Here is a 26,819-nt window from a genome sequence, read left to right on the forward strand (position 1 = left end):
GTCATGCCCGGAGCGCAAGCTGCTCCGCAACGATCATCGGATTGCGCAAAGACCTGTATGGATGTACAGTATCCTGCATGGAATCTCGCGGCGCCGCTGTAGTTGCGGCGGCGCGAGCTGCGGAGCATAGGGAGAGAACATGTTTCGATTTTTGGGCTTGGGCATCATGCTGTTCGCGGCGGCATCGACGGCAATGGCTGGCGGGCACTATGTCGAGGTCTGGAACCCGCCGGAGGCGCGAGTTGGCAAGCCGCATTGCGCGGTCGTTGCCCGTCGGCCTGCCGGGAGTCGGCACATCGTTCCCCACGCCGTGAAAGCTCGCGCGCGGCCTGCACCGGCGCCTGTTGCAAGGCTCGTTGCGAAATCGGATCGGCGGGAAAGCGTGCCTGCACACGTACCGGACATGTCCGAAATTCCGCGGCAGATCACGCCGGAGGGCAATGTGTTGCGGGTGGGTTCTCGCGGCGTCATTCCCGAGGTGACACGCTGATGGAGTCCCAGACTTATCACGGCTACACCGTCTGGGGTCACGCCATTTTGCAGCAGGAGGACATCTTGCAGCCCGAGCGGTACGGCGCTAGCGGGACCATCACGCTAGCCGGCAAGCTGGTTGAAGCGTCGGGCGTTCTCGCCTGCTTCGATACTGAAGACGAAGCGCAACGCGCAGGTCTCGAGTGGGCGCGTGCCTGGATCGACAGTCACGGGTGAGCAGCGCGAAACTGCTGAGTAGACGTCTGAGTCAGCGCGCGCGATCACTGACCGCGGCAAAGAGTTCGCGTATGGCCTGACAGCACATCCGGCCATCGCCGTCAGTGCAGGTGCGTGCGGTTCGTGATGTCAGGCTGACGGGCAAAAAAAGCCGGCGATAGCCGGCTTGAACGATTCTGGTTTTCCGAGGCTTCCAGAACCTGAGAGAATGTAAGCGCTGCGTCCGACATGCGCGCAGACCAACCCCGGCCCCACGATTCACGCTCAGGCCAGAATCCTACGACTGCCGGCTTAACAGATCCTCAAGGATGCGTGCAGCGGCTGGCTAACCGTTGGTTCCCCGGAACAGTCCGTCAGCCAACCGTCCTCACTTCGCCGCACGAGCCGCCGTGATAATCGCTGCCGCGACTTCAGCCGGCTGCGACAGCATCGCAACATGGCTCGCGTTGACCTTGACCACCGTCGCGCCGATCTGTTGCGCCATCGCGGCCTGCAAGGGCGCGGGGATCATGCGGTCTTTCGCCGTCAGCACGTACCACGACGGCTTGTTGTGCCAGGCTGCGGCGGCCACCTTGTCGTCCATGCAGCCGGCAAACCAGGGGCCTTGCGTCGCGGCTACGATACGGGCTTGGGCCGGCGGCAGGTCTTGCGCGAAGTCCTTGATGATCGCATCGGTCGAGAGCGTCAGATAGCCGGCGGAGTCCTTCTGCAATTCCGTTGCCCAGGAAGGCGCGGGCTTGCCTTTGAGAATGTCGTTGATCGATTGACCGCTATCCGGCGCAAACGCCGCGACGTAGACGAGCGCCTTGACCTTGTCGTCGTTGCCGGCCTGAGAGATCACCGCGCCGGCCCACGAGTGGCCGACCAGAATGACGGGACCGTTCTGTTGTTCAATGACGCGTTGCGTCGCCGCGGCATCGTCGTCGAGCGACTTGAGGGAGTTTTGCACCGCGACCACGTGCAGACCTTTTGCTTCCAGCAGCGGAATCACCTTGTTCCAGCTCGAGCCGTCGGCGAATGCGCCGTGCACCAGCACGACGTTCTTTCCTTTGAGACCGTCGTTCGGCGCGGCGGCGCTCGCCGGGGTGACGGCGGCCAGCGACAGCAAGCCTCCGAGCATCAGCGTCGCGGCCAGGCACTTTTTCAACAAGGTATTCATAATGTTCATCCTCTTCGTCAACTTGGTTGGGTTAGAAACGGTTTGCGGATTGGAGGATGCGCTGTTTGGCCGGTTTGCTGTATCGGTCGAATGACCGAGCCGATCCGGTTTCACTGGATGAGCAGGTACTGACAACAAGGTCGAAAGCTATGCATGACGTTTCTGCAATCCGGGTGCTGGACGCCGTCAAGGCTCTGGCGTTCATTGGCGACCTCAGCATGGGGCAGCCCACCGACCATTCGCCACGCACGGGCTGGCTGGCGGCGCGGCTCGCGGCAGAGGCCGGTCTGGACGACGCACAGTGCGATGCCGTCACGGAAGTGTCGCTTCTGAGGTGGTCGGGCTGCACGGCAAATGCAACCGGCTTTTCCGACTGGCTCGGCGACGATATCGGCGGCCGCGCGGCCATGCTCGCCATGCGGCCAGACTGGACCGGGACCGGCAAATCGCCGGAGCAAGTGGGCGCCGCGATCACCCCGCTTGCCCAGATACATTGCGAGGTCTCGGGCGAGGTGGCGCACATGCTCGGCCTCGCACAGGCGACTCAGGAGGCGCTGCGACGCATTTTCGAAAGCTGGGACGGCGGTGGTTTCCCGGACCATCGGCCGGGCCGCGATGTGCCCGCTGCGGTGTTCATCGTCGCCGTGGCCGGGGATCTCGAGATTCTCAGCCGGGTCTACGGTCTCGAGCGCGCGCAGATGTTGATCGCGCAGAAAGCCGGCCGGCAATATCCGCTGGAACTCGCGCAACTCGCCTCAGCGCGCGCTGCCGCGTGGCTCAGGGAACTCGACGATCCGGCCGCGCCGCGCCATGCCGAGCCCGAGTGCACGGCTGCGATGCAGCTTGTCAGCGCGCCGGAGATCGTCGCGGACGTGATCGACCTGAAGCTGCCTTGGATGACCGGCTATTCGCGCCAGGTAGCCGAGACAGCCGGCGCCTGCTGCGCGCATTTGGGCCTGAGCGATGAGGCGCGGCGGCGCACCTACACGGCGGGGCTGCTCCATGGCATGGGACGCATGGCGGTCCCGAATGCCATCTGGAACACAGCCGGCGAGCTTTCTCCTGCCGCATGGGAAAAGGTGCGGCTCGTGCCTTACTGGACCGCGCGTGCAGGCAAGCAGATCGAGGGCCTCGCTCGCGAGTCGGAGATTGCTTCGTTCGCGTACGAACGTCTGGACGGTTCAGGCTATTTCCGCGGCAGCGGCGGCGATGCAATGGGACGTGAAGCGCGTGTGCTCGCGGTTGCCGCCGCCTGGGTGGCGTTGCGCTCAGCGCGTCCCTGGCGGCCGGTATTGTCACCGGAACAGGCCGCGGCTCTGCTCAACGAGCAGGCGCAGGCGGGGCGTTTCGATACAGAAGCGGTCGAGGCAACCGTTTCTTCTGAACTCGGCGACTTGCCGGCGTCCGGCGAGCGTGGGCGGACGCCGAAAGCAGGCTTGCTGTCGCCGCGAGAAGCGGAAGTGCTGAAGCACATCAGCCTGGGCGCGAGCAACAAGGAGGTCGCCCGCATTCTCGAACTGAGCCCGAGTACCGTGCGCACGCATGTGGAAAGCGTGTTTCGCAAGCTCGAATGTTCTACCCGTGCCGCGGCCACGTTGAAGGCGTCCGCGCTCGGGTGCATCTAGGTGGGGCGCTGCGTACGGGTTTGCCGTGGCGCGGGCACCCGTGCTTTCTGAAAGTCGCGGCTTGCTGTCAGCATCGTCCAATTACAATGGCGCTGGCGGCGCTCACCGCAACTGCGTCACCGCAAGCAGCACCATGCTGCCGATCGCGCCATCCAGCACGCGCCACGCCGTTGCCCGCTTGAAGAGCGGCGCGAGGGCGCGCGCACCGTAACCCAGACCGATAAACCAGATCCCGCTGACCGCCATCGCGCCCAGCGCGAAGGCGACCCGCGCGCCTTCGGGTTCGCGTGCGCCGGCCGTGCCGATCAGCAGGAACGTGTCGAGGTACACATGCGGATTGAGCCACGTGAAGGCGAGCGTCATCAGAATGATCGGCACGGCGCGCTGCACGGGCGCCGCGCTGACGTTCTCGCCATCCATCACCGCATGCTCCGGCCGCACCGCGCGGCGCAATGCATTGATCCCGAACCACACCAGATAGGCGAGCCCAACGTACAGCATCGCGTGGACGAACACGGGATAGCGCTCGACCAGCACCGATGCGCCGCCAACGCCCGCACCGATCAGAATGAAGTCCGATAACGCGCACAGCGCAACGATCTTGCCGACATGCGAGCGCATGATGCCCTGACGCAGCACGAAGGCATTTTGTGCGCCGATCGTCACGATCAGGGATGCGCACAAAGCGGCGCCGTGGGAAAAAGAAAGCCAATTCATAATCGATCCAGTAGACGGAAGCAGCGAACGAGGCTAGTCTGCGGGATTGCTTCTCATAAGAGAAGCTAATTCACTTAACGCCGATTAAGGAACGCTAATGCTCGACTATGCGTTGCTCGATGCGCTCGCCGCCGTGGTGCGCCACGGTTCGTTCGACCGTGCCGCCGGCGAACTGAATGTGACGCCTTCCGCAGTGTCGCAACGGGTCAAACTGCTGGAAGAGCGCGTGGGCAGCGTGCTGGTGAAGCGCGGCCAGCCTTGCGTCGCGACCACCTCGGGCGCGCTGCTGTGCCGCCACACAGAACGCGTGCAATTGCTCGAAGCGGAGCTGACCGGGCGCCTGCCGGCGCTGCCCGGCACGCTGGTCGAATCGTGGCCGGCGCTGCGCATCGCGGTCAACGACGACAGCGTGGGCACCTGGTTCATCGACGCGGTCGCGCAGTTCTGTGTCGAGCGGGAGATGCTGCTCGATCTGGTGATCGACGATCAGGACCACACCGCGCAGCGGATTCGCGACGGCAGCGTGCAAGGCGCGCTCACCACGCAAGCCGAGCCGGTTCAGGGTTGCCGCTCCACGCGTCTTGGGCGGATGCGTTATCTGGCGGTCTGTTCACCGGACTTTCTCGCGCGTCACTTTGCCGACGGCGTGACGCGCGAGAGTTTGCGGCGCACGCCGTGCGTCGACTTCAATCCCAAGGACCAGTTGCAAAAGCGCTTCATGCGCCGCATCACGCGCGCGGACCTCGATCCGCCGTTGCACTGGATTCCGCACGTCGCCGGTTTTTTGCGTGCCTGCGTCACGGGGCTCGGCTGGGGCATGTGCCCGGAGCGCATGATCGCCTCGCATCTGGCCAGCGGCGAACTGGTGGAGATCGCGCCCGGCAAGCATATCGATGTCGATCTCTACTGGCAGAGCTGGCGTTTGTCGATCGGCTGGCTCGACGACTTCGGCGCGATGTTGCGCAAGCGGGCAACGGAGTTTCTGGACTGACGGACAGTTTGCAATGCGTCGTCAGCCTGCCGGCCAGTGCGGGCATTCGATCCGTACAACACCGCGACAAGCAGCGCGGTCGATCGGGGCGTGTCGGTCGCCTCGCAGCGATGCCGGCAGGTTGGCGCAGCGGCAATCAGCCCGCTGCGGCCTCGGCGGTCGCGTGGTAGTTCACGGTCCAGGGCGCGCCGGTCAAAGTCTTCAAGCGCCCTTCGTGCATGGAGAAAATCCAGCCGTGAATCTGCACCGGGCGCCGTGCGCGCTGAATCAGCGACATGGCTTGGAGCGCCTGCACCTGAGCCAGCACATTGAGCTCGGCGAGTCGATCCGCGCGCGCCTCGAAGCTCGGCAGCTCGCGCAATTCGGCGGCGTGCAGCGCGCACAGCCGGCGAATTCCTCCAATGCGGCGATTGACGTTCGGCAACTCGGGCGCGGGCGGCCGCAACGCCGCCTGCACGCCGCCACAGCAGTGATGCCCGCAGACGATCACATGTTCCACCTGCAGTACCGTGACCGCGTATTCGAGCACGCTCGACAGGCTCTCGTCATTATCGGCGACGAGATTCGCGATATTGCGATGCACGAAGACCTCGCCGGGCATCGCCCGCGTAATGGCTTCCGGCACGCGGCTGTCGGAGCAGCCGATCCACAGCACGTTCGGTTGCTGATTGCTGGCGAGGCGCGAGAAATAGGCGGGATCGCGGGTGTTGATTTCGTCGGACCAGGCGAGGTTTTCGACGAGCATGCGTTTCGGGTAGGTCATGAACGGGTTTCCGTTGATGCGATGATCGCGTTGGTAAGTGCAGCGGTGTCGGTCGCCGAACGGGCGTCAGTGGTTCTCGCTGTCGTTTGCCGTGGCCGCGGTGGCGAGCGTGTCGGGAATCAGGGCGGCGAGCGCGGTTGCGTAGTGTTTCATCGAGTCCTCTGCAGGTTGATCTGGATGACTGAGCAATATCGATCAGGCAGGGACATTGTGCAGGGCAAGGGATGAGGCAGTGGTGATGACCGCATGATAGTTTTGTCATCGTGCGGGCACGTGCTTCGCCTAGCTGATCGGCGGATGCTTCGGAAAGCGCAGGCTGAAGGTGGTGCGTAGGTGCGGCACGCTTTCCACGCTGCATTCGCCGTGATGTTCGTCCATGATCGACTTGACGATGGCAAGTCCGAGGCCCGTGCCGCTCGCCGAGTTATGCCGTGATGGATCGACCCGGTAGAAACGGTCGAAGATGCGCTCCAGATGCGGTCTCGCAATGCCGGCGCCAGTGTCCGAAACGGATAGGTGCGCATGGCGCCGGCGTTCCGCGCACCGCACGTCGACGATGCTGCCGCGCGGCGCGTGAGTCAACGCGTTCGAAATCAGGTTGCTGAGCGCCCGCTGCACCATCAGCACATCGCCTTCGAAGCGCGCGTTGCCCGAGACAACGATCTCCACGCCGGCATCGGCGGCCATGATTTCGTAATAGCCGGCAATGCGCAGCGCCTCACTGCGTGCGTCGACACACTGCAGCGTCAGCCGGTGGCGAATGCTGTCCGCGCGCGCGAGAAACAGCATGCTGTCGATCAGACGCGCAAGGCGCTGGCATTCGTCCACGCTCGATTCGATCACGCTGCGATATTCATCGGCGGAACGTGGTTGCGAGAGTGCCACTTGCGCTTCCGCCAGCAGATTGGTGAGCGGAGTGCGCATATCGTGCGCGAGGTCCGACGAAAATTGCGTGAGACGCGTGAACGAGTCGTGCAGGCGCGCGAGCATCCGGTTAAAGGCGCGGCTCAGTTCCTTCAGTTCGCCGGGCATGTCATGCTCGGGCAGCGGTTCCGCAAGATGGCGGCTGGAGATCTGCTCGGCGCGCGCCGTCAAACGGGCCAGCGGCCGCAATCCGAAACGGCCGATCGACCATGCTAGCAGCGCGTTCACCAGCGTCCCCGTCACGATGACGACCAGAACATTGAGCGCATAGGCGCGCAGCAGCGCGCGTTCGCCGCTCGCGTCGTATTGGACGACCACGCGCACCTGCGTGCCGGCGGGATCACCGAGCGGCGCCATCGCCACCAGAAAGCGCAACGGCAGTTTTTCGAGCGACACGCGCACCGGCGCAAGGGCGGTGCGAACGGTCATCGTCTCCGCATTCGGCCAGTAGCCGTTGGTGCGAACTAGCGGCGCGCTATGCGCGTCGAACAGCGCGATATCGAGGTTCTGATGGCCGTATAACTGGTTGTACCACGTCTCACGATCCGCGCTGACAGCCTGGATGTTGGGCATGGCGTGGAGGCGCAATTGCAGCGCGGCGAGGGTCGTGGTCATCTCGCGGGCCGACGCCGCTTCGATACGCGTTTTCAGGCCGTGATACAGCAGTACTCCGTTGAATATGAGTAGCAGCGAGGTCGAAAGCGCGAACAGGATCGACAGCCTCGCACGCAAAGTGCGCGGCACGAGCAGCGCCGCGAGCAGACGTCGAATCATGACTGCGATGAGCCGCGCTCTTCCAGTACGTAGCCCATGCCGCGCACGGTGTGGATCAGCTTGGGTTCGTAATTGTCGTCGACCTTCGCGCGCAGGCGGCGGATCGCGGCGTCGACGACATTCGTGTCGCTGTCGAAGTTCATGTCCCAGACCTGGGAAGCAATCGTCGAACGCGGCAGGATTTCGCCCTGGCGGCGCATCAGCAGCCATAGCAACGCGAATTCCTTGGCCGTGAGCAGGATCATGTCGCCGTGGCGCGTGGCCTTGCGACGCGTCAGGTCGAGCACCAGATTCGCTACTTGCAGCGAGGCAGCGTCGCGGGTTTGGCCACGTCGGAGAATCGAGCGCACACGGGCCAGCAGTTCGGCAAAGTCGAACGGCTTGACCAGATAGTCGTCGCCGCCCATGTTGAGGCCGCGCACCTTGTCGTCCACCTCGTCGCGCGCGGTGAGCAGCAGGACCGAAGTCGAATGCGTGCGGCGCAGGTTTTTCAGCACTGTCCAGCCGTCCTGGCCGGGCAGCATCACGTCGAGCACGATCAGATCGTAGTCCTCCGTCAACGCGCGGTGCTGGCCGGTCACGCCGTCTTCCACCCAGTCGACGATAAAGCCCGCTTCGGTCAAGCCTTTCCGAAGATACGTGCCGGTTTTGACTTCGTCCTCGACGATCAGGATGCGCATGATTTTTCCCAGTGCTGCTGGTCAGCGGCGGATGCGTGCATTGGGCGCGCATGACGTGGAGGCATTAGCGGCGTTGGATGCATCGAGGTCGTGATGCGCTGCAGACGGCGAACCGGAGGGCCGCGGCATGGTGCGAGCCATCGCGGAAAGCACCTCGAGCGAGAGCAGGCCTCGCTCGAAGAGCGGCTCGTGCCGGCTGCCCGCTTTTCCAGACGCGGAAGAGCAGGATGGTGCGCCGCCGTCGAACAGTCCGTCAGGTTGATTCCACCAGAACGCCAGCGAACTGAGCGCAATGACGAGCAGCGCGGCCCCGAGGGAGACCGGATGATCGATGTGGAGCCGCTCCCAGCGCCCCGGGACATTTGCGCCGAAATGCGTGATGCGCATCGTCAGGCTTCGCACTCGTTGAAAGTGACGCATACGGTTCAATGTGAGGATGGGACACGCGCATCGTATGGATCCCCGATCGATACGAGCATGAGAGCAACATGACAATTCCGTCATATATCTTGTGTGCATCCTTTGTTGCGGTGCATCGTCCGGATGTCGGGATCCGTCATGGCGCGCTCACGTTGAGGGAGTCTCTCCGGTCTGGCGTGAGGACTTCATCAAACGGAAACGGAGAATAGATCGTGCGGAATGCGAGGTGGTTTGCGGGAGTTGTCGCCAGGAAAAACCCGCGAAGACGTGAAGCATGAGCTGGGCCGTCGCGCGCGAGTCATGCTGCACGAACGTGGCGGACGCATTTCAAATGCGGCAGATTGAAGCATCGAACCGGCCGCTCACTTGCCCAACGCCGAACTGATCGCATCGGTCGGCAAGTGAGTAGCACGGTTTTGTCTAGTGCAGACGGATCACCGGATGCACGCGTCTGCGCAACCAGTGGCTCGCCGAATCGAGCGCCATGCGCGCGAAGCCGGTCAGCGTCATCACGTGCCGCCGATAGATGAGCTTGTAGACTGCAGTGGCCAGCCATCCGTCGACGAACACGGGCTGCGTCAGCAAGCTGCTGCTGAGGCTCCCAATGGTGCCTTCACGCCCGAAGCCGACCAGGGTGCCCGCGTCGCGATACACGAACTCGGGCAGCGCTTCGCCCGCTATGCGGCACTTCAGCGCTCGCGCAAGAAACAGCGCCTGCTGATGCGCGACCTGCGCGCGCGGCGCGAGGAACGCGCCTGCGTCGTCGGCGGGACAGGCTGCGCAATCGCCGAGGCCGAATACATTCGCGTCGTTCGTGCACTGCAAGGTGCGATTCACCTGAATCTGCGCGTTGCGATTCACCGCGATGCCGTCCAGCGTGCGCAAGACAGGCGGTCCCGAGATGCCCGCCGTCCAGATGGCGATGTCGCTGGCGAGCGGAGCGCCGCCGTTGGTCAACACGGCGTCGGCGCGCACTTCGGTGACGCGTGTCGAGCTCAATACGTCCACGCCGAGACTGGCGAGCATCCGCTGCGCGCGCGCTGAAATCGTTTCGGACAAAGCGGGCAGCACGCGCCCGCTGCTTTCGATCAAATGGATGCGAAAGTCGCGCACCGGATCGAGCGAGAACGGCGTGTAGCGATTCAGCAAACGCACCGTGTCGCGCAACGCGGCGGCGAGTTCGACACCGGTCGCGCCCGCACCGATGATGTTGATCGACACGGGCGTGTCCGCCCGCGCGGTCCGCGCCCGGCGTGCGTGATTCGCACGCAGACAGGCATCGAGCAGCTTGCGGCGGAATGCTTCCGCATGCGCGACCGATTCGAGCGGCAACGCATGTTCAGCGGCACCGGGCACGCCGAAATATTGCGTCACGCTGCCCATGGCCAGCACCAGCGTATCGAAAGCGATCTGCCGGGACGGCAGAATTTCGCGGCCGTCGGCGTCATGCAATGCGCTCAGCGTGATATGCCGCTCTGCGCGATCGAGCGCGGTGAGTTCGCCCTGTTCGAATTCGAAGCCATGACGTTGCGCCTGCACCGCATATTGCAGTTGATGGGTCGCGGGATCGAGCTGGCCTGAAGCGGCTTCGTGCAGCAGGGGCTTCCAGAAGTGCGTGGGCCAGCGGTCGACCAGCACGATCTGCGCGAGACCCGCACGCCCGAGCGATTCGGACAGACGCGTGGCGAGCCCGAGTCCACCCACGCCACCCCCGACGATCACGACCCGATGCGCCGCCGTATTTTCCATGCGTTGCGCGGATTGCGCATGGTGCGTACGTTGTGTTGTTGCGCCTGTCTGCTGATCGATTGCGGCCATGATCGCTATCCTCCTGAGGTTGTTCGTGTCGGGCTCGTGCTGGCGCCACGCGGAGCGCGATTCCAGACATTGCCCGGCTAATCTGTCAGGCCAGTATAGAATCGGCGAAAATCGCAGCACAATTTAATGTTTATACGGAACATATAGGTTTTCACTTATGTTAAAAGCCGCGACGTTTCGTCAGTTGAAGACCTTGCATACGATTGCGAAGCTCGGCAGCGTGTCACGCGCGGCCGAGGAATTGCGGCTCACGCAACCGGCTGTGTCGCTACAGGTGCGCCTGCTGGAGGACGCAGCGGGCGCGCCGCTCCTGCAGCGCGTGGGCCGTGGCGTGCAGTTGACCGCGGCCGGTGAGATTCTCGCGCGCTACGCGCTGGAGATCCTCGACCTGTGGAATGGCGCGGCCGACGATCTGGCCGCGTTGCATGGCGAGCAGGGCGGCACGCTGCGCATCGGCGCGATCACCACGGCCGAGTATCTGATCCCGCCGTTTCTGGTGCGTTTCACGGAATCGCGTCCGCAAGTGAAGGTGCAATTCAAGGTCGGCAATCGCGCCGACATCATCCGTATGCTGGCCACGCATGAAATCGATCTCGCGGTGATGGGCAGCGCGCCGCGCGAATTGCGCACGGCGGCCACCGCATTCGCCAAACATCCGATGGCGTTCGTCGCTTCGCCCGCACATGCGCTGATGAAGAAAAAACGTTTGTCGCTCGACGATCTGCAAAGCGCGAATCTGTTCGTGCGGGAACGCGGTTCCGGCACGCGTTCTACTGTCGAAAATCTGTTTCGCCTTGCGGGACTCAAGCTTCACATCGGCTCTGAACTATCGAGCAATGAGGCGATCAAGCAACTGGTCGAAGCGGGATTGGGTATCGCTTTTCTGTCGCTGCACGCCTGTTCGCTCGAGTTTCAGGCGGGCCTGCTGGCGCTGTTGCCCATGCCCGCCAATCCGATCGAGCGCAACTGGTATGTCATGCACGTGTCCGATAAACGCCTGCCGCATGTGGCCGGGTTATTCCGCGATTTTTTGATCGAGCACGGCATGTCGGGCGCGGTGCCGGTGCCGCTGCCTGCCGTAGCTGCCGCCAAAAGGCGCCGCCAGACGCGTCAGCCGGGCGGCGCGGACGCGGCGTAGGGCCAGAAAAAAGGCGTAGGGATTCTCGCTATTCGCTTCGACGTTTGCGCGTCGTGAGCGCTGCGGGAAGTCCCTATACGGCCTTTCAGTTGCCCGCGGATCCCTGCGGGACGGGACTTTCGGCTTACATCGCCGGCGATCGAAGTAAAGGTTGGGCGGACGATATTTTTGCCCGCACCGATTGTCTTTACAGTGGCGTCCAGACATCTGAGAAAAGTGGACGCCGCATCCCCGTGGCGAGCCATTGTGATTGACCTGGCCGTTACAGGAGTCGGAGACAATGAGCAGCAACAGCATCACTCAAGTCGAAACATTCGGTTTCGAACGCATTCCGGATCGCTCGCGCTATGCGCGGCCGATCGATCTGTTCCGCTTGCTGTTCGGCGGGTGCAATACCTTTTCCACTTCCGTGCTCGGCAGTTTTCCGGTGCTGCTCGGTTTGTCGTTCAAGGCGGGTGTCTGGTCGATCGTGCTCGGCGTGCTGATCGGCTCGTGCATTCTCGCGCCGATGAGTCTGTTCGGTCCGCGTAACGGCACCAGCGACCCGGTTTCGTCGGGCGCGCATTTCGGCATTCACGGGCGGATCGTCGGCTCGTTCCTCGCGGTACTGACGGCAGTCGCGTTTTTCTCGCTGGCGGTGTGGAGTTCGGGCGATGCGCTCGTGGGCGGCGCGAATCATCTGCTCGGCTTGCCGGTCAACTGGATGACGCTGAGCTTCGCCTACGGTCTGTTTGCGGTGCTGGTGCTGACCGTGTGCGTGTACGGTTTCCGCTTCATGCTGTGGGTCAACAAGATCGCGGTCTGGGCGGCCAGCATTCTGTTCGTGGTAGGCCTGTTCGCGTTCACCAAGTCATTCGATGGCGCTTACGCCGGCAAGGTCGCACTCGGCTCGGTGGGTTTCTGGCCCGCGTTCGTGAGTGCCGTGCTGGTCGCGATGAGCAATCCCGTCTCGTTCGCCTGCACGCTCGGCGACTGGGCCCGCTATATTCCGGAGAACACGCCGAGAAAACGTACGATCCTCGCGGTGATGCTCGCGCAACTGGCCACGTTCGTGCCGTTCTTCTTCGGCCTCGCCACGGCGACGATCATCGCCAGCAAGGCGCCGGATTTCATCGCGTCGAATAACTACGTGGGCGGTTTGCTGGCCATCTCGCCGAACTGGTTCTTCCTGCCGGTGTGCCTGATCGCGATCATCGGCGGCATGTCGACGGGCACGACCGCGCTGTATGGCACCGGCCTCGATATGTCGAGCATGTTTCCGAAATTCCTGAACCGCGTGCGCGCCACGTTGCTGATCGGCAGCCTCGCGATTGGCTTCATTTTCCTCGGCCGCTTTGCATTCAACCTGGTCGAAAGCGTGTCGACGTTTTCGGTCCTGATCAACGTGTGCAGCTGTCCATGGATGGTGATCATGATCATCGGCTTCGTCACGCGGCGCGGTTTCTATCTGTCCGACGACTTGCAGGTGTTCAATCGCGGCGGCCGCGGCGGTCACTACTGGTTCACGCACGGCTGGAACTGGCGCGCGATGGGCGCATGGATTCCGAGCGCGGCGATCAGCCTGTGCTTCGTGAATCTGCCGGATCAGTTCGTCGGTCCGCTCGGTCAGCTCGCCGGTGGTCTCGACATCAGCATGCCGGTTTCGCTGACGCTGGCGGCCGCGCTGTATATCGCTTTGTTGCAGTGCTTTCCGGAGCCGGACGGCGTGTACGGACCGCAAGGCCGACGTTGGCTGCGTGGCGGTTCACAACACAATGTGATCGTGCATCCCGTGGTGCCGGCGACTAAGCTTAAAGCAGCCGCACCGTCGCGGGTGCGGGCGCAGCGCGAGCGTGAGGCAGAATTGGATGCACAGGATGCGGGTTGAAGCGTGCGCAGATGTGCGCGGCTTCATGCGGTACAAGCGATGGCATTTAAATTGAGTAGGCAAACAGGATGAGCGAGTCAGTAAAGCGCGCGTTTGAAGGGGTAAAACTGTTTCCGTTCTGGCTGGACAATCCGCGCGCGCCGGTTGTCGAACGGGAATTGATCGGTCCGACCACCGCTGATCTAGTCGTGGTGGGCGGCGGCTTCACCGGTCTGTGGGCCGCGATTCAGGCGAAAGAAGCCGATCCGTCACTCGACGTCGTGCTGGTCGAAGCGGGCAAGGTCGCGTATGGCGCTTCGGGCCGTCCGGGCGGCATCATCTCGACTTCGGTGATGCACGGTCTGCCGAACGCGACGCGCGTCTTTCCGCAAGACCTCGACGTGCTCGAAAAGCTGGGGCAGGAGAATCTCGACGGTTTCAAGGAATCGTTGACGCGCTACGGCATCGAGGCGGACGTCGAATGGAACGGCGAGATGACGGTCGCGGTCGATCCGGGTCATCTCGGTCATCTGAAGGGCGATTACGAGTTGCATGTCGCACATGGACACGACGTGGTGCTGCTCGACAGCAAAGGCGCGCGCGAGCAACTCGATTCGCCGCTTTTTGCCGGGGCGATGTGGTCGCGTAATCGCAGCGGCACGATTCATCCGGCGAAACTCGCGTGGGGTTTGAAGGCGGCCGCGCTGAAACTCGGCGTGCGTTTGCATGAACATTCGCCGATCACGCGTCTCGAAGATTGCGGCGCGAAAATGATCGTGCACACGCAGGCGGGCCGCATCGAAACGCCGCGCGTGCTGCTTGGCACGGGCACCGCGGACGTCGGCGTGACCGACATCAAGCGCCGCGTGATGCAGGTGCGCGATCACATCATTGCGACGGCGCCGTTGAGCGACGAGCAGATGGCGCGTATCGGCTGGAAGAATCGCCAGGGCATTTACGACACACGTACGCAGCTCAATTATTTCCGGCTGACCAAGGACAACCGCATCATCTTCGGCGGACGGGTGAGCTATCACTTCGGCGGCAATCCCAACCCTGCGGAAGATCGCGACGAAAGAACCTATTACAAGCTCGCCGAAGCGTTCTATCGCACCTTCCCGCAACTCGACGACGTGCGCTTCACGCATGCATGGGGCGGTCCGATCGACTACTGCTCGCGGGGCGCGGTGTTCGCGCGCCGCTATCACGGTGGCAAGAGCGTGTTCGTCGCCGGCTATACGGGATTCGGCGTGGCGGGCAGCCGCTTCGGCGCGAAGATGGGCCTCGATATGCTGTGGAATCGCGATACGGTGATCACATCGCTCGATATTTCGCGCAAGGGGCCGTCGTATATTCCACCGGAACCGGTGCGCTGGATCGCCGCGAAGATCACCTTCAATGCGTTCGACGGCGCGGATGATCGCGGCGGCTGGCGTCGTCTGTGGATTAATTCGATCAAGGCGCTGGGTTTTCCGATGTAACGAGAAGGCGTCCGCGCAATATGCGTGGACGCAGCTTTTTTTCACCGGCATAAAAAAACCGCACCATGAAAGATGCGGTTTCCGGTGAAGCAGCAGTGCAATGCAGTACTCGAATCAACCGCAGTACACGATGCTGTACTTCTTGGTCGCCACCGGCATATGCCACGTGCCCGAGAAGCCTTTGTGCAGGATGAAGGCGTCGCCGGCGGCATAGCGTTCGCTGCGGCCGTCGTCGCTGGTGATCACCACTTCGCCTTCGATCAGCACGCACACTTCGTGAATCGGCAGGTCGGCCAGCTTCAGCGTGCCCGCATCGCATTGCCACACGCCGGCGGACAACATGTTGGTGGCGTCCGAGTAAGCGTTGAGGGCGTGCGGCGCCTTGGCGCCTTCGAGAATGACGTCGGCCGGATCGTGCAGGGCCGGGTTCAGACCGGAAGCGCCAGGGCCTTTAGCGTCGATGCGGGTGAAAGTGATGTTGCTCATGTGTCTCTCCTGGTTGATTGGATCGAAGTCGCACTCGTTGACTCGATGCGAAAAATGGATTCGAAGCCGGAGTCTGAGCCAAAGCTGCGTAGCGATGAATTTCGATTTGAAGACATTCAGATTGAGCGGAGTCGATGTAAAGCAGGCGGCGCCGCCGCGGGTGCGATCTGCCCCGCGTCTGACCTGAAACTTTCATGTAGAGGACAAGCATCATGCAACACGCCAAGCAGTTTTATATCGACGGTCAGTGGGTTGAGCCGGTCGACCAGACCAACGCGGCCACCCTCGATGTAATCGATCCGTCCACCGCTACCGCGTTCGCGCAGATTTCGCTCGGCAGCGCGGCGGATGTCGAGCGCGCCGTCGCCGCCGCGAAGCGGGCGTTTCCCGCCTACAGCGAGACGACGATCGCGCAACGCATCGACTTGCTGCAAGCGATCCTCGACGTCTATCGCAAGCGCTATGACGACATGGTGCACGCGATCAGCCGCGAAATGGGCGCGCCGCTGCAGTACGCGAACGATGCGCAGGCATGGACCGGCGTCGCGCATCTGGAGACCATGATCCGCACGCTCGATACCTTCGAGTTCGAGTACGTGAAGAGTGGCATTCTGATCCGCAAGGAAGCGGTCGGCGTGTGCGGGCTGATTACGCCGTGGAACTGGCCGGCCTTGCAGATCACCACCAAGGTCGCGCCCGCGCTCGCGGCCGGCTGCACGATGGTGCTCAAGCCTTCGGAACTGGCGCCGTTGTCCGCCATTATCTTCGCCGAGATTCTCGACGAAGCGGGCGTGCCGGCCGGCGTGTTCAACCTCGTGAACGGCGAAGGCCGCGGCGTGGGCGAAGCGATGTCGTCGCATCCGGACATCGACATGATGTCGTTCACCGGCTCGACGCGCGCGGGCGTGCAGGTCGCGAAGGCCGCGGCGGATACGGTCAAGCGCGTGCATCAGGAACTGGGCGGCAAATCGGCCAACCTGATTCTCGAAGACGCCGATTTGAAAGAAGGGGTGATGCGCGGCGCGCGTGCCTGTTTCGACAACAGCGGCCAGTCGTGCGATGCGCCCACACGCATGTTCGTGCCGCGTGCGCGCGAAGCCGAAGCGCTGGCGTATGCGAAAGAAGCCTGCGAGGCGTTGACGGTCGGTCCCGCGGACGCGAAGGGCACGGACCTCGGCCCCGTGATCAGCGAACAGCAGTTCGACAAGATCCAGCGGCTGATCGGCGTGGGCATCGAAGAGGGCGCGACGCTGGTGGCCGGCGGCGCGGGTCGCCCCGAAGGATTGAAGGACGGCTACTTCGTGCGGCCGACTGTATTCGGCAAGGTCACGCCGGATATGACGATCGCGCGCGAGGAAATCTTCGGGCCGGTCCTGTCGATCCTCGCCTACGACTCCGAGGACGAAGCGATTGCGATGGCCAACGACAGCCTCTACGGTCTCGCGGGCTACATTCAATCCGGCTCGATCGAGCACGCGCGTGCGGTGGCGAAACGCCTGCGCACCGGCACAATCTATCTGAATTACGCGGACTACAACCCCGAGGCGCCGTTCGGCGGCTTCAAGCAATCGGGCAATGGACGCGAGTACGGCGAATTCGGTCTGGAAGACTTTTTGGAGATCAAAGGCGTGGTCGGTTACGACGCTTGAATCTCTATCACGCAGTGATATAGCTAAAGCAGCAACTCGATCGAATGAAACAGCCGGCGCTGCTCGGGGTCTTGCGAGCGCGCCCCTTCGTCGATCACTTCACGCAGGCATTCGAGAAAGCACGCAGCCGCCGGACTCGTCGGCGCGCCGCGGCGTGAAGTGATGCTGACGATGGTTTCATCGACCGTCTCGCGCAGCGGCAGCGCCCACAACTGCTCCTTCGCGAGCGTCACTTCCACGAGCGGCCACGGAAAAATGCTGAGCATGTCCGTGTGTGCAAGCAAACCCAGCACCACCGCCAGCGAATGCGCGAGCAGAATGGTGTGCGGCACCTGCATGCCGCGCTTGCGGAACACATTGTCCGAGATCGACTCGCGACTCGCCGGGTCCCAGTTCAAGATCCATTCCGCGTCTTCCAGTTCGAGCAGCGTGCGGCAGCCGGCCTTGGGATGATCGCGCCGCGCCACAACGGCCGAATGCGTGGAAAACAGCGGCACGTTGTGAAACTCCGATTGCGGCGACGCGGGCGGCGGCCGGCCGATCGAAAAATCGAGGCTGCCGTCGCGCAAACGCGGCTGCACGACGGCGAGCAAACCTTCGAAGAACTCCAGTTGCACTTCCGGCATGCGCTGCCGGAAGCGCTGCACTGCGGGCGGCAGAAACGTCAACGCGACCCACGGCGTGACGCCGATCGACAGCTTGCCGGCCGCCGCGCCGCGCAGTGCTTCGATCTCCGCTTGCGCCCGCTGCAGTTGCCCCAGCACCAGGCGCGCATGCACGACCAGCGCGCGGCCGAACTCGGTAAACGCGACGCCGCTCGCGCTGCGGACCACCAGTGGCGCTTGTAGATCGGCTTCCAGTTCGCGCATCGCCTTGGTCACGGCGGCCGGCGACAGGTCGAGCGAACGGGCCGCCGCCCGGATACTTCCAGTATCGGCTATGGCCGCTAAGGTGCTGAGCTGATGCAGTTTCATCTGACAGGATGGGATGAGGGTGGCAACCACGGGTTGCTGCCGCAACGATTTTACGCCTGCCGCTGGAAAATCGGCGTCGTTATGCTGGGTTCACGCTTTCAATGACGGAGACACGACGTGAACACCATGGCTATTCCGGCGGGCATCGCCGAACTCGAAGACGAAATGATCGCGCTGCGCCGCCAGATCCACGCGCATCCCGAACTGGCTTACGAAGAGTTCGCCACCGGCGACCTGGTCGCCGAACGCTTGCAGGAATGGGGCTACACCGTGCATCGCGGGCTGGGTCAGACGGGCGTTGTCGGTCAATTGAAAGTCGGCAACGGCACACGCAAGCTCGGGCTGCGCGCCGACATGGACGCGCTGCCGATTCATGAAACCACTGGCCTGCCGTACGCGAGCAAGCTGCCCGGCAAAATGCACGCATGCGGACACGACGGCCACACGGCCATGCTGCTCGCCGCCGCCAAACATCTGGCGCAGGAAAAGTGTTTCGACGGTACGTTGAATCTGATTTTCCAGCCTGCCGAAGAGGGCCTGGCCGGCGCGAAGAAAATGATCGAGGACGGCCTGTTCGACAAGTTTCCGTGCGACGCGGTGTTCGCGATGCACAACATGCCGGGCTATCCGACCGGCAAGTTCGGCTTCCTGCCGGGCTCGTTCATGGCTTCGTCGGATACGGTGATCATCAAGGTGACCGGGCGCGGCGGTCATGGCGCGGTGCCGCATAAGGCTGTGGATCCAGTGGTGGTGTGCGCGCAGATCGTGCTGGCGTTGCAGTCCATCGTGTCGCGCAATATCGCGCCGCTCGACATGGCGATCATCACCGTCGGCGCCATTCACGCGGGCGAAGCGCCGAACGTGATTCCCGAGACCGCCGAGATGCGCCTTTCGGTGCGCGCATTGAAACCCGAGGTTCGCGATTATCTGCAGGAGCGCATCACGGCGGTGGCGTGCGGCCAGGCGGCCGTATTCGGCGCGCGTGCGGACGTGGACTATCAACGTCGCTATCCGGTGCTCGTCAACGATGCGGCCATGACCGGGCTCGCCCGGCAAGTCGCGCTCGACTGGCTCGGCGACGATGGCCTGATTGCCGACATGCAACCGCTCACCGGCAGCGAAGACTTCGCGTTCCTGCTCGAGCGTTGCGCCGGCAGCTACCTGATCATCGGCAATGGCGACGGCGAGGGCGGCTGCATGGTCCACAACCCGGGCTACGATTTCAACGACGATTGCCTCGCCACCGGCGCCGCCTACTGGGTGAGACTCGCGCAGACGTTTCTGGCCTGAGGCCACAGCGTTTGCATAAGCGGGCAAACCGCCGCGCATTCGCAGGAAGACATCACGGAGACACAGATGGACTATTCCGCCACACCGCAACCCGCAGGCACCGACGCGTTGAGCATGCAGAGCACGCCGGCCGCGCAGCCTGTCGAACGCACGAGCCACGCCAAGGCGATTGCCGCGATCACGCTCGGCAACGGCCTTGAGTTTTTCGACTTCACGATCTACAGCTTCTTTGCGACGATCATCGGCAAGCTGTATTTCCCGGTGGAGGGGCAACTCGCGCAACTGATGCTGGCGGTCGGCACGTTCGGCGTCGGTTTCATCATGCGGCCGGTGGGCGGCATCGTGCTTGGCGCGTATGCGGACCGCGCGGGTCGCAAGGCCGCGATGAGCCTCACGCTGTGGCTGATGACGCTCGGCTCCGCGATCATCGCGTTTGCGCCGACTTATGCGGCGATCGGGGTTGCCGCGCCGTTGCTCGTGATTCTCGCGCGCCTGATTCAGGGTTTTGCTTTGGGTGGTGAGATCGGTGCGTCGACGTCGTTGTTGCTGGAGTATGGAAGCAATAAGACGCGTGGGTTCTACGGCAGTTGGCAGTTCGTGAGCCAAGGGTTGAATACGGTGTGCGGGTCGTTGTTGGGTGTCGCGTTGGCGGCGGCGCTCTCGACCGCGGCGCTGGAGAGTTGGGGGTGGCGCGTGCCGTTTGTGATCGGCATGGCGATGGGGCCGATTGGGATTTATATTCGGCGGCATTTGAATGAGACGCTGCCGGGTGTGGAAGACGGCGCGGCGGGTTCGCAGCCGGGTTTACAGCCTGCTTCGCAGCCGGTGCGCAAGTTGTTTCGCGAGCATTCGCGCGTGATCACGACGGGTGTGTTGACGACGATCGGTGGAACGGCGGCGAACTACATCGTGCTGTTTTATCTGTCGACTTATGCGATCAGGATTTTGCATTTACCGATGTCGTCGGCGCTTTGGGCTGCGTGGACTGCTGCTGTAGTGACTGTTATCTGTTCGCCGTTTGCTGGCGCGTTGTCCGATCGTGTTGGGCGTAAGCGTGTGTTGTGGGTTTCGCGTGTGTTGCTGATTGTGGCGGTTTATCCGGCGTTCATGATGATCAATGCTTCGCCTACGGTGCCGGTTTTGTTATCCGTTGTCGCTGGCTTGGCGGTGCTTGTCGCGTTTACCGCTGTGCCTAATATCGTTATGTTGCCGGAGATGTTTCCTCGCGAGATTCGCGCTACTGGGATGTCGATTGTTTATTGTCTCGGGGTTTCTATCTTCGGCGGGTTTGCGCAGTTTTTTGCTACTTGGTTGATTCAGGTTTCTGGTAGTAACCTCGCGCCGGCCTGGTATCTGATCGGGTGTGGGGTCGTTTCTTTGTTGCCGTTGCCGTTTATGCGGGAGACTGCTGGGCGGGATATTGGGTAGGGTTTTTTGCCTCTTTGCGGCTGTGTTCTCGCGGGTGTTGGCCTTTCCTTGCTTTGCTAGTGGTCTATTAGCGTTGCCCCTGTGCGGGGCGGCACTTACTTCTCTTTGCCGGCCGCAAAGAGAAGTAAGCAAGAGAAAGCGGCTCAAACCGCTAGTTCTTAAGCGGGGCCCTCGCACAGTTGCGGTAGTGGTGCATCTGGAATCCGTGTTCTCGCGCATTCGGCGCTTGTGACAAGGCCGTCATTCTTCCGGCGGCGCTGCGCGCGCCGTCGGGTGTTTCGGCTGCGCGACGCTCAAGGTTGATTAACCGGCTTCCGGTCGGCTCGGTGTTTGCCCCTGATCACGCGTGATCGGTTTGTACGGATTCCTATTTTGTCCGCCCACGGCCTGCCGAAGCCGCGTTGAAAGAGTCGATGACGCGCAAAAATCGCAGTTTGGACGGTCACGCACAAATGGACATTCGGACCGCGCGCCCTGCGAGCCGCCCGCGAGAAAACCGCCAACATCTGGACGAGACGCATAACGCAAAGTCCCCAACGGTGTGGAACGACCGCGACGGCGCGCGCAGCGCCGCCGGAAGAATGACGGCCTTGTCACAAGCGCCGAATGCGCGAGAACACGGATTCCAGATGCACCACTACCGCGGCTGCGCGGGGGACCCGCTTAAGAACTAGCGGTTTGAGCCGCTTTCTCTTGCTTACTTCTCTTTGCGGCCGGCAAAGAGAAGTAAGTGCCGCCCCGCACAGGGGCAACGCTAATAGACCACTAGCAAAGCAAGGAAAGGCCAACACCCTGAAGAAGACCACCCCCGCAAGCGGGGCAAAAACCCCCACTCCAAATCACTGCACCGCCGACTTCCCCCCATCCGCCACCGGCGCCTCATCCTCAGCCGCCGCATCGCGAGTTTCCGGCATCGCCGCCCACACCAGCAAAACAGCCAACGCCCCAGCCGCGGCCAACCCAAAAAAGCTAACCGAATTACCAAACCGATCGGCGACGAACCCAGCAGCGGTAGTACTCAACGTAGCCCCAATCCCAGCCGCCAACCCAAACAACCCAATACAAAGGTTATAACGCCCCTTACCGCCAGCCACATCGGCGGCAATCAACGGCAGCATCACCCCGAACACCGCAGCGCTTAACCCGTCAAGCATCTGCACCGGCACCAGCAAATAAGGGCTGCTGATCCCGGCAAACAACAACGCCCGTATCGGCAAAGCCGAAAACCCGAGCAGCAGAATCGGCCGACGCCCCCATCGCTCGGCAGAACGCCCGACCCACGGCGACATCATCGCCACGATCGCCTGCGGCACGATGATGCACGCCGCAATCACGAGCTGCACGTTGTCGCCCATGCCGGCCGTCACTTCGCCGGCCGCGAGATTCAGCATCGCCGCATTCGACAAATGGAACAGCACGATGCACGCCGCGAACAACAGCATCCGCTTGTCGCGCAGCAACTCGCGCAGACTCTCGCGCCGCTCGATCTGCTGCGGCGTGGGTCCGGCCTTGGGAAGCTCGACGGTGTCGGTGCGCTGGATCATCGTCAGCGCGAACAGCGCGGGCACGGCGAGCGCGGCGGTCAGCCAGAACACCGCGCGCGGCGAATAGTACTCGCCGAACACGCCCATCAGCCCAGCCGCGACCGCGCTGCCGATCGACGCCCAGCGCGCGTTGCGTCCCAGCCGATCGCCGAGATTCGCGCGTCCCACCAGCGCGAACGAGATCGCGGCGAGCGCCGGCGTCAGCATGCAGCTCGCAAAGCCGTGAAAGACTTCGGCGGCGATCACCGGCAGCACCGTCGGACTGACGGCCAGCAGCACCGCGCTGAAGATGATCGCGAAGATCGCCCAGGCCGCGGCGCCTTTCTTGTTGCGCAGGGCATCGACAGCAGCGCCGCCAGGCACCTGGCTCACCATCGCGCTGATGGTGCCCGCGGAGAGCGCCATGCCGATCTCGCCCTGCGTCCATTTATGCGAGGCCAGATAGGACGCGATGAACGGTCCGAAACCCGTTTGCACGTTGGCGACGAAAAAATTCAGCCAATCGAGCGCGCGCAAGCTGCGCGCCGTTACCAGAGTGCGGCCTGTCATCGGGCCGCCCGTGCGTTGGACACCGCCGTGGACGTGGCCGCGGCGGCCGGCGCCGCAACAGCGGTGGGCGCGGAAGCAGGAGCGGGCGCCGCTGGTGGCGCAGGCGACACCGCGCGTATCGGTTTGTCGCTTGCGTAAGGCGGTGTCGCGTTGATCTGCGCATCGCTCAGATCGATGAGCGGATGCAGCTCCTTGTCCTTCGTGACGAAACGCAGCGCCGACCAGTTGGCGGCAATCGTGCGCCGTTCGGTGCTGACCATGCCGTTGACGTCGAGTACGACCGCCTGCGGTTGCGCATTGGCATCGATCAGCACGTCGATCACCCGGCCGACCTTGGCGCCGTTCGAACGCTCGACGGTGGCGTCGATCAGCGGCAATTGCACAGAGGCCGCGGCGGCCTTGGCCGCGTTCGCGGGAATCGCGGCGGCATTGAGCGTGATAGGCGCGGTTTTCGCCGTCGGCGTGAAGCGGAACGCGCCCCACGGGAAGTTCACCTTGCGGTCGCCGACGCCGAGGAAGCCTTGCAGATTCACGACCATCTCACGCGGCTTGCCGCCGGCGTCGGCGATCAGATCGACCGCGCGTCCGACCACTTTGCCGTCGGGCTTCTGCACTTCGCTATCGAGCAGCGCATGCGCCTCGTTGCGCTCGATGGTGCGCAGCACGATCAGCGGCGGGGGCGGCGGCGGAGGCGGTGGAGGCGCCGTGACAACTGGCGGCGGAGGCTCGACCTTGTGCGGCTTGACGACCGGTTTCTTCGGCTTTTTCGATTGCTCGGGTTCGGCCGCTTCGGTCTCGACCGGTTCGGGCGCGGAGGCGGCCACGGGCGCGCTGGCGGGCTCGACGGGCATCACCGTGGCTTCGACGATCGGCGCCTGCTGCGGGCCCCACAGCAGGCTGCAACCGGACAGCGCGAACAGCGCGAACACAGCAAGAATCAAGAGACGCCAGGCAGGACGCGAAAAACTGCCGCTCATCAAGAAGGACTCCATGGGCCGGTGCGGACGGGCGCAGTGGGCCGCCGCAGTTAAGACAGGTACGGGCCAGAGTGTAACCCGCGACGTCGGGCGGTCCCGGTTTTGCAGGCGATCTGACAGGCTGCCCCAAGCACGGTTCATGCCGCGATCGGCCGATTCGCTAGTTCGTCGAACTCCGTTTTCGGCCGTGAAAGCCCTCAAAACCCTTTCAGATCCATGTGACAAACCGTAGGTGTAAACGCGCGGGCGGCGAAGCTACTTTGGCGTCCCCTAAAGGATATAAGCATCGCGACATGTCAGGCATGCCATCCATGCGATGGGAGATATATTTGTGTTGCCCTACATTTCGAGACAGCAAAAAGACCCCACCCACATTAAACCAACGCAACGAGACGACCCTGATGGCGACCGCACCGGCGGCCGCTTCAGCACGCTGATAAAGGAGGCACTCATCATGATGGAACCCCACGCCCAACCGATTTCTGAAGTCGGCGCCGAATCATTCGACGGAAAGGGCTTTCTCGACCGCTATTTCGAAATTTCCTCGCGCGGCAGTTCGCAGCGTCAGGAAATCGTCGCGGGTATCACGACCTTCCTCGCGATGGTCTATTCCGTGTTCGTCGTGCCGGGCATGTTCGGCAAAGCGGGCTTCGACACCAGCGCGGTGTTCGTCGCCGTGTGTCTGACCACGGCTTTCGGCTCGCTGCTGATGGGCGTGTGGGCGCGCCTGCCGATCGCGATCGGCTGCGCGATCTCGCTGACGGCCTTCACCGCGTTCGGCCTCGTGCTCGGCAAGGGTCTGCATCCGAACGTCGCGCTCGGCGCGGTGTTTCTGATGGGCGTGGTGTTCACCGCGATTTCGGTGACGGGTGTGCGTTCATGGATTCTGCGCAATCTGCCGACGGGTATCGCGCACGGCACGGGCATCGGCATCGGCCTGTTCCTGTTGCTGATCGCCGCCAACGACGTGGGCCTGGTCGTGAAGAATCCGGGCGCGGGTCTGCCGGTCGCGCTCGGCAATATCACGGCGTTGCCGGCCATCATGTCGGTGGCGGGTCTCGCGGCCATCTTCGGTCTGGTGCGCCGCCGCGTGCCGGGCTCGATCCTGATCGTGATCGTGGCGATTTCGGCGATTGCCTTCGTGATCGATCCGGCCATGTCGTTCCATGGCGTGTTCGCGGTGCCGTCGCTCAGCGCGCCGGGTCACGCTTCGCTGATCGGCGCGATGGACATCAAGGGCGCGTTGTCGATGGCGGTGCTGCCTAGCGTGCTGGCTCTCGTGATGACCGCGGTGTTCGACGCTACCGGTACGATCCGCGCCGTCGCCGGACAAGCGGGACAACTCGATGAAAACGGCCGCATCATCAACGGTGGCCGCGCCCTGACGGCCGACTCGCTGAGCTCGATTTTCTCGGGCCTGCTCGGCGGCGCGCCGGCAGCGGCGTATATCGAATCGACGGTCGGCGTGGCGGCAGGCGCGAAGACCGGCATGGCCGCGGCGGTGGTCGGTCTGCTGTTCCTCGTGGTGATGTTCTTCTCGCCGCTCGCCGCCCTCGTGCCTTCGTACGCAACGGCGCCCGCGCTGATGTACGTGGGTCTCTTGATGCTCTCGAACGTCAGCAAGCTGCATATGGACGACATGGTCGACTCGATGTCGGGCCTGATGTGCGCGGTGTTCATCGTGCTGACCGCCAACATCGTGACGGGCATCATGCTCGGCTTCGCGACGCTGGTGATCGGCCGCGTGGTCAGCGGCGAATATCGCAAGCTGAACGTAGGCACGGTGGTCATCGCAGTCGTGCTGGTCGGTTTCTATCTCGGCGGCTGGGCGATCTGATCGTTATGTCATGGGCTCGGGCAGTGCCTGGGTCTTGCCGGGTTGCAGTATCGATCTGTTGAATCTGTGCTGGAAAGCGAGAGCAGGGCAGTGCGTTTCTGGCTGCTTTGCTCGAGCCTGTAGTCGTTTGTTCTCCACCTTTGACGCGGCGCGTTGCAGGCTCGATCTGCGGCTCGCCGCGTATCTTTTTGCCGTACTCCCCACTTTACGTTTCGCGTGTTTTACGAAAACGCGTACCTGTCCTTGACTTTAGCTGCCTCGTTTCTATACTTAACCTCATGGTTAAGTTTAACGAAGCGCTACTCGATCGCACTTTTGCGGCGCTGTCCGACCCGACACGGCGTGCGTTGCTCGCGCGTCTATCGTCGAAAGATCTGTCGGTCAGCGAACTCGCCGAGCCGTTTGCGATGTCCTTGCCCGCTGTGATGAAACACCTCGACGTGTTGAGCGAGGCGGGTCTCATCACGCGCAGCAAAACTGGCCGCACGGTGGCGTGCCGCCTGTCCGCCGGGCCAATGGAAGAAGCCATGGAATGGCTTGGCCGCTATCAGCGCTTCTGGTCCGAATCACTCGATCGTCTTGCCGCTTTCGTCGAAGAGGAACACGCTCCATGTCCACCCAGCCCAGCCTCACCCTCCAGCGGCGTCTCAACGCCGCGCCCGCCAAAGTCTTCCGCGCCTGGACGGAACCGGCGCAATTCATGACGTGGATGCATCCGGGCGGCGCGGACGTGGTGCGCGTGGAAATGGATGTGCGCCTCGACGGGCGTTACGTGATCGTCTATCGCAAGCCGGACGGCAATGAGGTCGAGGTCGGCGGTCAGTACCTGGAGGTGGTGCCCGACCGCAAGCTCGTCTTCACATGGGTGTGGCGCTACAGCCCCGAACATGAATCGCGGGTCACGCTGCTGCTGGAACCGGACGGCGACGCCACATGGCTCACGCTCACGCACGAACGTCTCGCCGACGACGCGCAGTGCGAGGATCATCGCCGCGGCTGGACCGATGGGATCGATTCGCTGGAACGCTACGTGGCGTGAGT

24 protein-coding genes are annotated in these 26,819 nt (G+C 63.1%); 13 read left to right on the top strand and 11 right to left on the bottom strand.

From position 1 onward, the window contains the following. Positions 1–139: 139 nt before the first annotated feature. Both PQR54_RS19045 and PQR54_RS19050 read left to right on the top strand, forming a co-directional pair. The gene (locus tag PQR54_RS19045) at positions 140–490 is read left to right on the top strand and encodes a type II secretion system protein M (RefSeq protein ID WP_408248339.1); all 351 of its coding nucleotides are present in this window, start codon (positions 140–142) and stop codon (positions 488–490) included. Then, positions 490–708 carry a DUF6566 family protein gene (locus PQR54_RS19050; protein ID WP_408248341.1) on the top strand — a complete coding sequence of 73 codons (219 nt, stop codon included), beginning with the start codon at positions 490–492 and terminating at the stop codon, positions 706–708. The genes PQR54_RS19045 and PQR54_RS19050 overlap by 1 nt, the downstream gene beginning before the upstream one ends. A gap of 367 nt (positions 709–1,075) precedes the next feature. On the opposite strand, the gene PQR54_RS19055 is transcribed toward PQR54_RS19050, so the two are convergent. Then, positions 1,076–1,867 (bottom strand): alpha/beta fold hydrolase, encoded by a 792-nt coding sequence (locus PQR54_RS19055; RefSeq protein ID WP_408248345.1) that lies wholly within the window; start codon positions 1,865–1,867, stop codon positions 1,076–1,078. Positions 1,868–2,016: 149 nt separating this feature from the next. Here PQR54_RS19055 and PQR54_RS19060 point away from each other — a divergent pair, with 149 nt between their 5' ends. Further along, positions 2,017–3,492: an HD domain-containing phosphohydrolase gene (locus PQR54_RS19060; protein ID WP_408248347.1), complete on the top strand. Its 1,476-nt coding sequence runs from the start codon at positions 2,017–2,019 to the stop codon at positions 3,490–3,492. 102 nt (positions 3,493–3,594) lie between these two features. Here the strand turns inward: PQR54_RS19060 and PQR54_RS19065 are convergent, their stop codons facing one another. Continuing rightward, positions 3,595–4,209, bottom strand: coding sequence for a LysE/ArgO family amino acid transporter (locus PQR54_RS19065; protein WP_408248349.1), 615 nt, complete (start codon positions 4,207–4,209; stop codon positions 3,595–3,597). A 97-nt stretch (positions 4,210–4,306) separates the two neighbouring features. On the opposite strand from PQR54_RS19065, the gene PQR54_RS19070 reads away from it, so the two are divergent. Beyond that, entirely contained in the window at positions 4,307–5,200 is an 894-nt protein-coding gene (locus PQR54_RS19070) for a LysR family transcriptional regulator ArgP (protein ID WP_408248351.1), read from the top strand. Between the two features lie 136 nt (positions 5,201–5,336). On the opposite strand, the gene PQR54_RS19075 is transcribed toward PQR54_RS19070, so the two are convergent. The 5 genes from PQR54_RS19075 to PQR54_RS19095 form a co-directional block, all read right to left on the bottom strand. Continuing rightward, complete coding sequence (locus PQR54_RS19075) at positions 5,337–5,963, bottom strand: carbonic anhydrase (protein ID WP_408248353.1); 627 nt, start codon at positions 5,961–5,963, stop codon at positions 5,337–5,339. 282 nt (positions 5,964–6,245) lie between these two features. Beyond that, positions 6,246–7,661, bottom strand: coding sequence for a heavy metal sensor histidine kinase (locus tag PQR54_RS19080; RefSeq protein ID WP_408248355.1), 1,416 nt, complete (start codon positions 7,659–7,661; stop codon positions 6,246–6,248). Further along, a complete protein-coding gene (gene irlR / locus PQR54_RS19085) occupies positions 7,658–8,341 on the bottom strand; it encodes a heavy metal response regulator transcription factor IrlR (protein WP_408248357.1) in 684 nt (227 codons plus the stop codon). Before irlR ends, PQR54_RS19080 begins: the two co-directional genes overlap by 4 nt. Before the next feature lie 21 nt (positions 8,342–8,362). Continuing rightward, positions 8,363–8,728 (bottom strand): hypothetical protein, encoded by a 366-nt coding sequence (locus tag PQR54_RS19090; RefSeq protein ID WP_408248359.1) that lies wholly within the window; start codon positions 8,726–8,728, stop codon positions 8,363–8,365. 453 nt (positions 8,729–9,181) lie between these two features. After that, positions 9,182–10,579 (bottom strand): NAD(P)/FAD-dependent oxidoreductase, encoded by a 1,398-nt coding sequence (locus PQR54_RS19095; protein WP_408248361.1) that lies wholly within the window; start codon positions 10,577–10,579, stop codon positions 9,182–9,184. A 157-nt stretch (positions 10,580–10,736) separates the two neighbouring features. On the opposite strand from PQR54_RS19095, the gene PQR54_RS19100 reads away from it, so the two are divergent. The 3 genes from PQR54_RS19100 (at position 10,737) to PQR54_RS19110 (ending at position 15,044) form a co-directional block, all read left to right on the top strand. Continuing rightward, positions 10,737–11,717: a LysR family transcriptional regulator gene (locus PQR54_RS19100; protein ID WP_408248363.1), complete on the top strand. Its 981-nt coding sequence runs from the start codon at positions 10,737–10,739 to the stop codon at positions 11,715–11,717. A gap of 280 nt (positions 11,718–11,997) precedes the next feature. Continuing rightward, a complete protein-coding gene (locus PQR54_RS19105) occupies positions 11,998–13,584 on the top strand; it encodes a purine-cytosine permease family protein (protein ID WP_408248365.1) in 1,587 nt (528 codons plus the stop codon). A gap of 68 nt (positions 13,585–13,652) precedes the next feature. Next, entirely contained in the window at positions 13,653–15,044 is a 1,392-nt protein-coding gene (locus tag PQR54_RS19110; RefSeq protein ID WP_408248367.1) for an NAD(P)/FAD-dependent oxidoreductase, read from the top strand. Positions 15,045–15,158: 114 nt separating this feature from the next. Here the strand turns inward: PQR54_RS19110 and PQR54_RS19115 are convergent, their stop codons facing one another. Continuing rightward, the gene (locus PQR54_RS19115) at positions 15,159–15,530 is read right to left on the bottom strand and encodes a cupin domain-containing protein (protein WP_408248369.1); all 372 of its coding nucleotides are present in this window, start codon (positions 15,528–15,530) and stop codon (positions 15,159–15,161) included. 212 nt (positions 15,531–15,742) lie between these two features. Between PQR54_RS19115 and PQR54_RS19120 the strand changes: the two genes are divergently transcribed. Next, complete coding sequence (locus tag PQR54_RS19120) at positions 15,743–17,179, top strand: aldehyde dehydrogenase family protein (protein WP_408248371.1); 1,437 nt, start codon at positions 15,743–15,745, stop codon at positions 17,177–17,179. Positions 17,180–17,202: 23 nt separating this feature from the next. On the opposite strand, the gene PQR54_RS19125 is transcribed toward PQR54_RS19120, so the two are convergent. After that, positions 17,203–18,153, bottom strand: a complete 951-nt coding sequence (locus PQR54_RS19125) for a LysR substrate-binding domain-containing protein (protein ID WP_408248373.1) — start codon at positions 18,151–18,153, stop codon at positions 17,203–17,205. Positions 18,154–18,270: 117 nt separating this feature from the next. Between PQR54_RS19125 and PQR54_RS19130 the strand changes: the two genes are divergently transcribed. Both PQR54_RS19130 and PQR54_RS19135 read left to right on the top strand, forming a co-directional pair. Next, positions 18,271–19,443: a M20 aminoacylase family protein gene (locus tag PQR54_RS19130; RefSeq protein ID WP_408248375.1), complete on the top strand. Its 1,173-nt coding sequence runs from the start codon at positions 18,271–18,273 to the stop codon at positions 19,441–19,443. Between the two features lie 66 nt (positions 19,444–19,509). Next, entirely contained in the window at positions 19,510–20,871 is a 1,362-nt protein-coding gene (locus PQR54_RS19135; RefSeq protein ID WP_408248377.1) for an MFS transporter, read from the top strand. An 839-nt stretch (positions 20,872–21,710) separates the two neighbouring features. On the opposite strand, the gene PQR54_RS19140 is transcribed toward PQR54_RS19135, so the two are convergent. Together PQR54_RS19140 and PQR54_RS19145 are read right to left on the bottom strand one after the other, a co-directional pair. Then, a complete protein-coding gene (locus tag PQR54_RS19140) occupies positions 21,711–22,964 on the bottom strand; it encodes an MFS transporter (RefSeq protein ID WP_408248379.1) in 1,254 nt (417 codons plus the stop codon). Next, positions 22,961–23,941, bottom strand: a complete 981-nt coding sequence (locus tag PQR54_RS19145; protein WP_408248381.1) for a PRC-barrel domain-containing protein — start codon at positions 23,939–23,941, stop codon at positions 22,961–22,963. The genes PQR54_RS19140 and PQR54_RS19145 overlap by 4 nt, the downstream gene beginning before the upstream one ends. A gap of 454 nt (positions 23,942–24,395) precedes the next feature. Between PQR54_RS19145 and PQR54_RS19150 the strand changes: the two genes are divergently transcribed. From PQR54_RS19150 to PQR54_RS19160, 3 genes are all read left to right on the top strand, one after another. Continuing rightward, a complete protein-coding gene (locus PQR54_RS19150) occupies positions 24,396–25,778 on the top strand; it encodes an NCS2 family permease (protein WP_408248383.1) in 1,383 nt (460 codons plus the stop codon). 278 nt (positions 25,779–26,056) lie between these two features. Beyond that, a complete protein-coding gene (locus tag PQR54_RS19155) occupies positions 26,057–26,482 on the top strand; it encodes an ArsR/SmtB family transcription factor (protein ID WP_408248385.1) in 426 nt (141 codons plus the stop codon). Next, positions 26,389–26,817: an SRPBCC family protein gene (locus PQR54_RS19160; RefSeq protein WP_408248387.1), complete on the top strand. Its 429-nt coding sequence runs from the start codon at positions 26,389–26,391 to the stop codon at positions 26,815–26,817. Before PQR54_RS19155 ends, PQR54_RS19160 begins: the two co-directional genes overlap by 94 nt. Positions 26,818–26,819 lie beyond the last annotated feature (2 nt).

Source organism: Paraburkholderia phytofirmans (genome assembly GCF_046028095.1).
Taxonomy (GTDB): Bacteria; Pseudomonadota; Gammaproteobacteria; order Burkholderiales; family Burkholderiaceae; genus Paraburkholderia; species Paraburkholderia phytofirmans_A.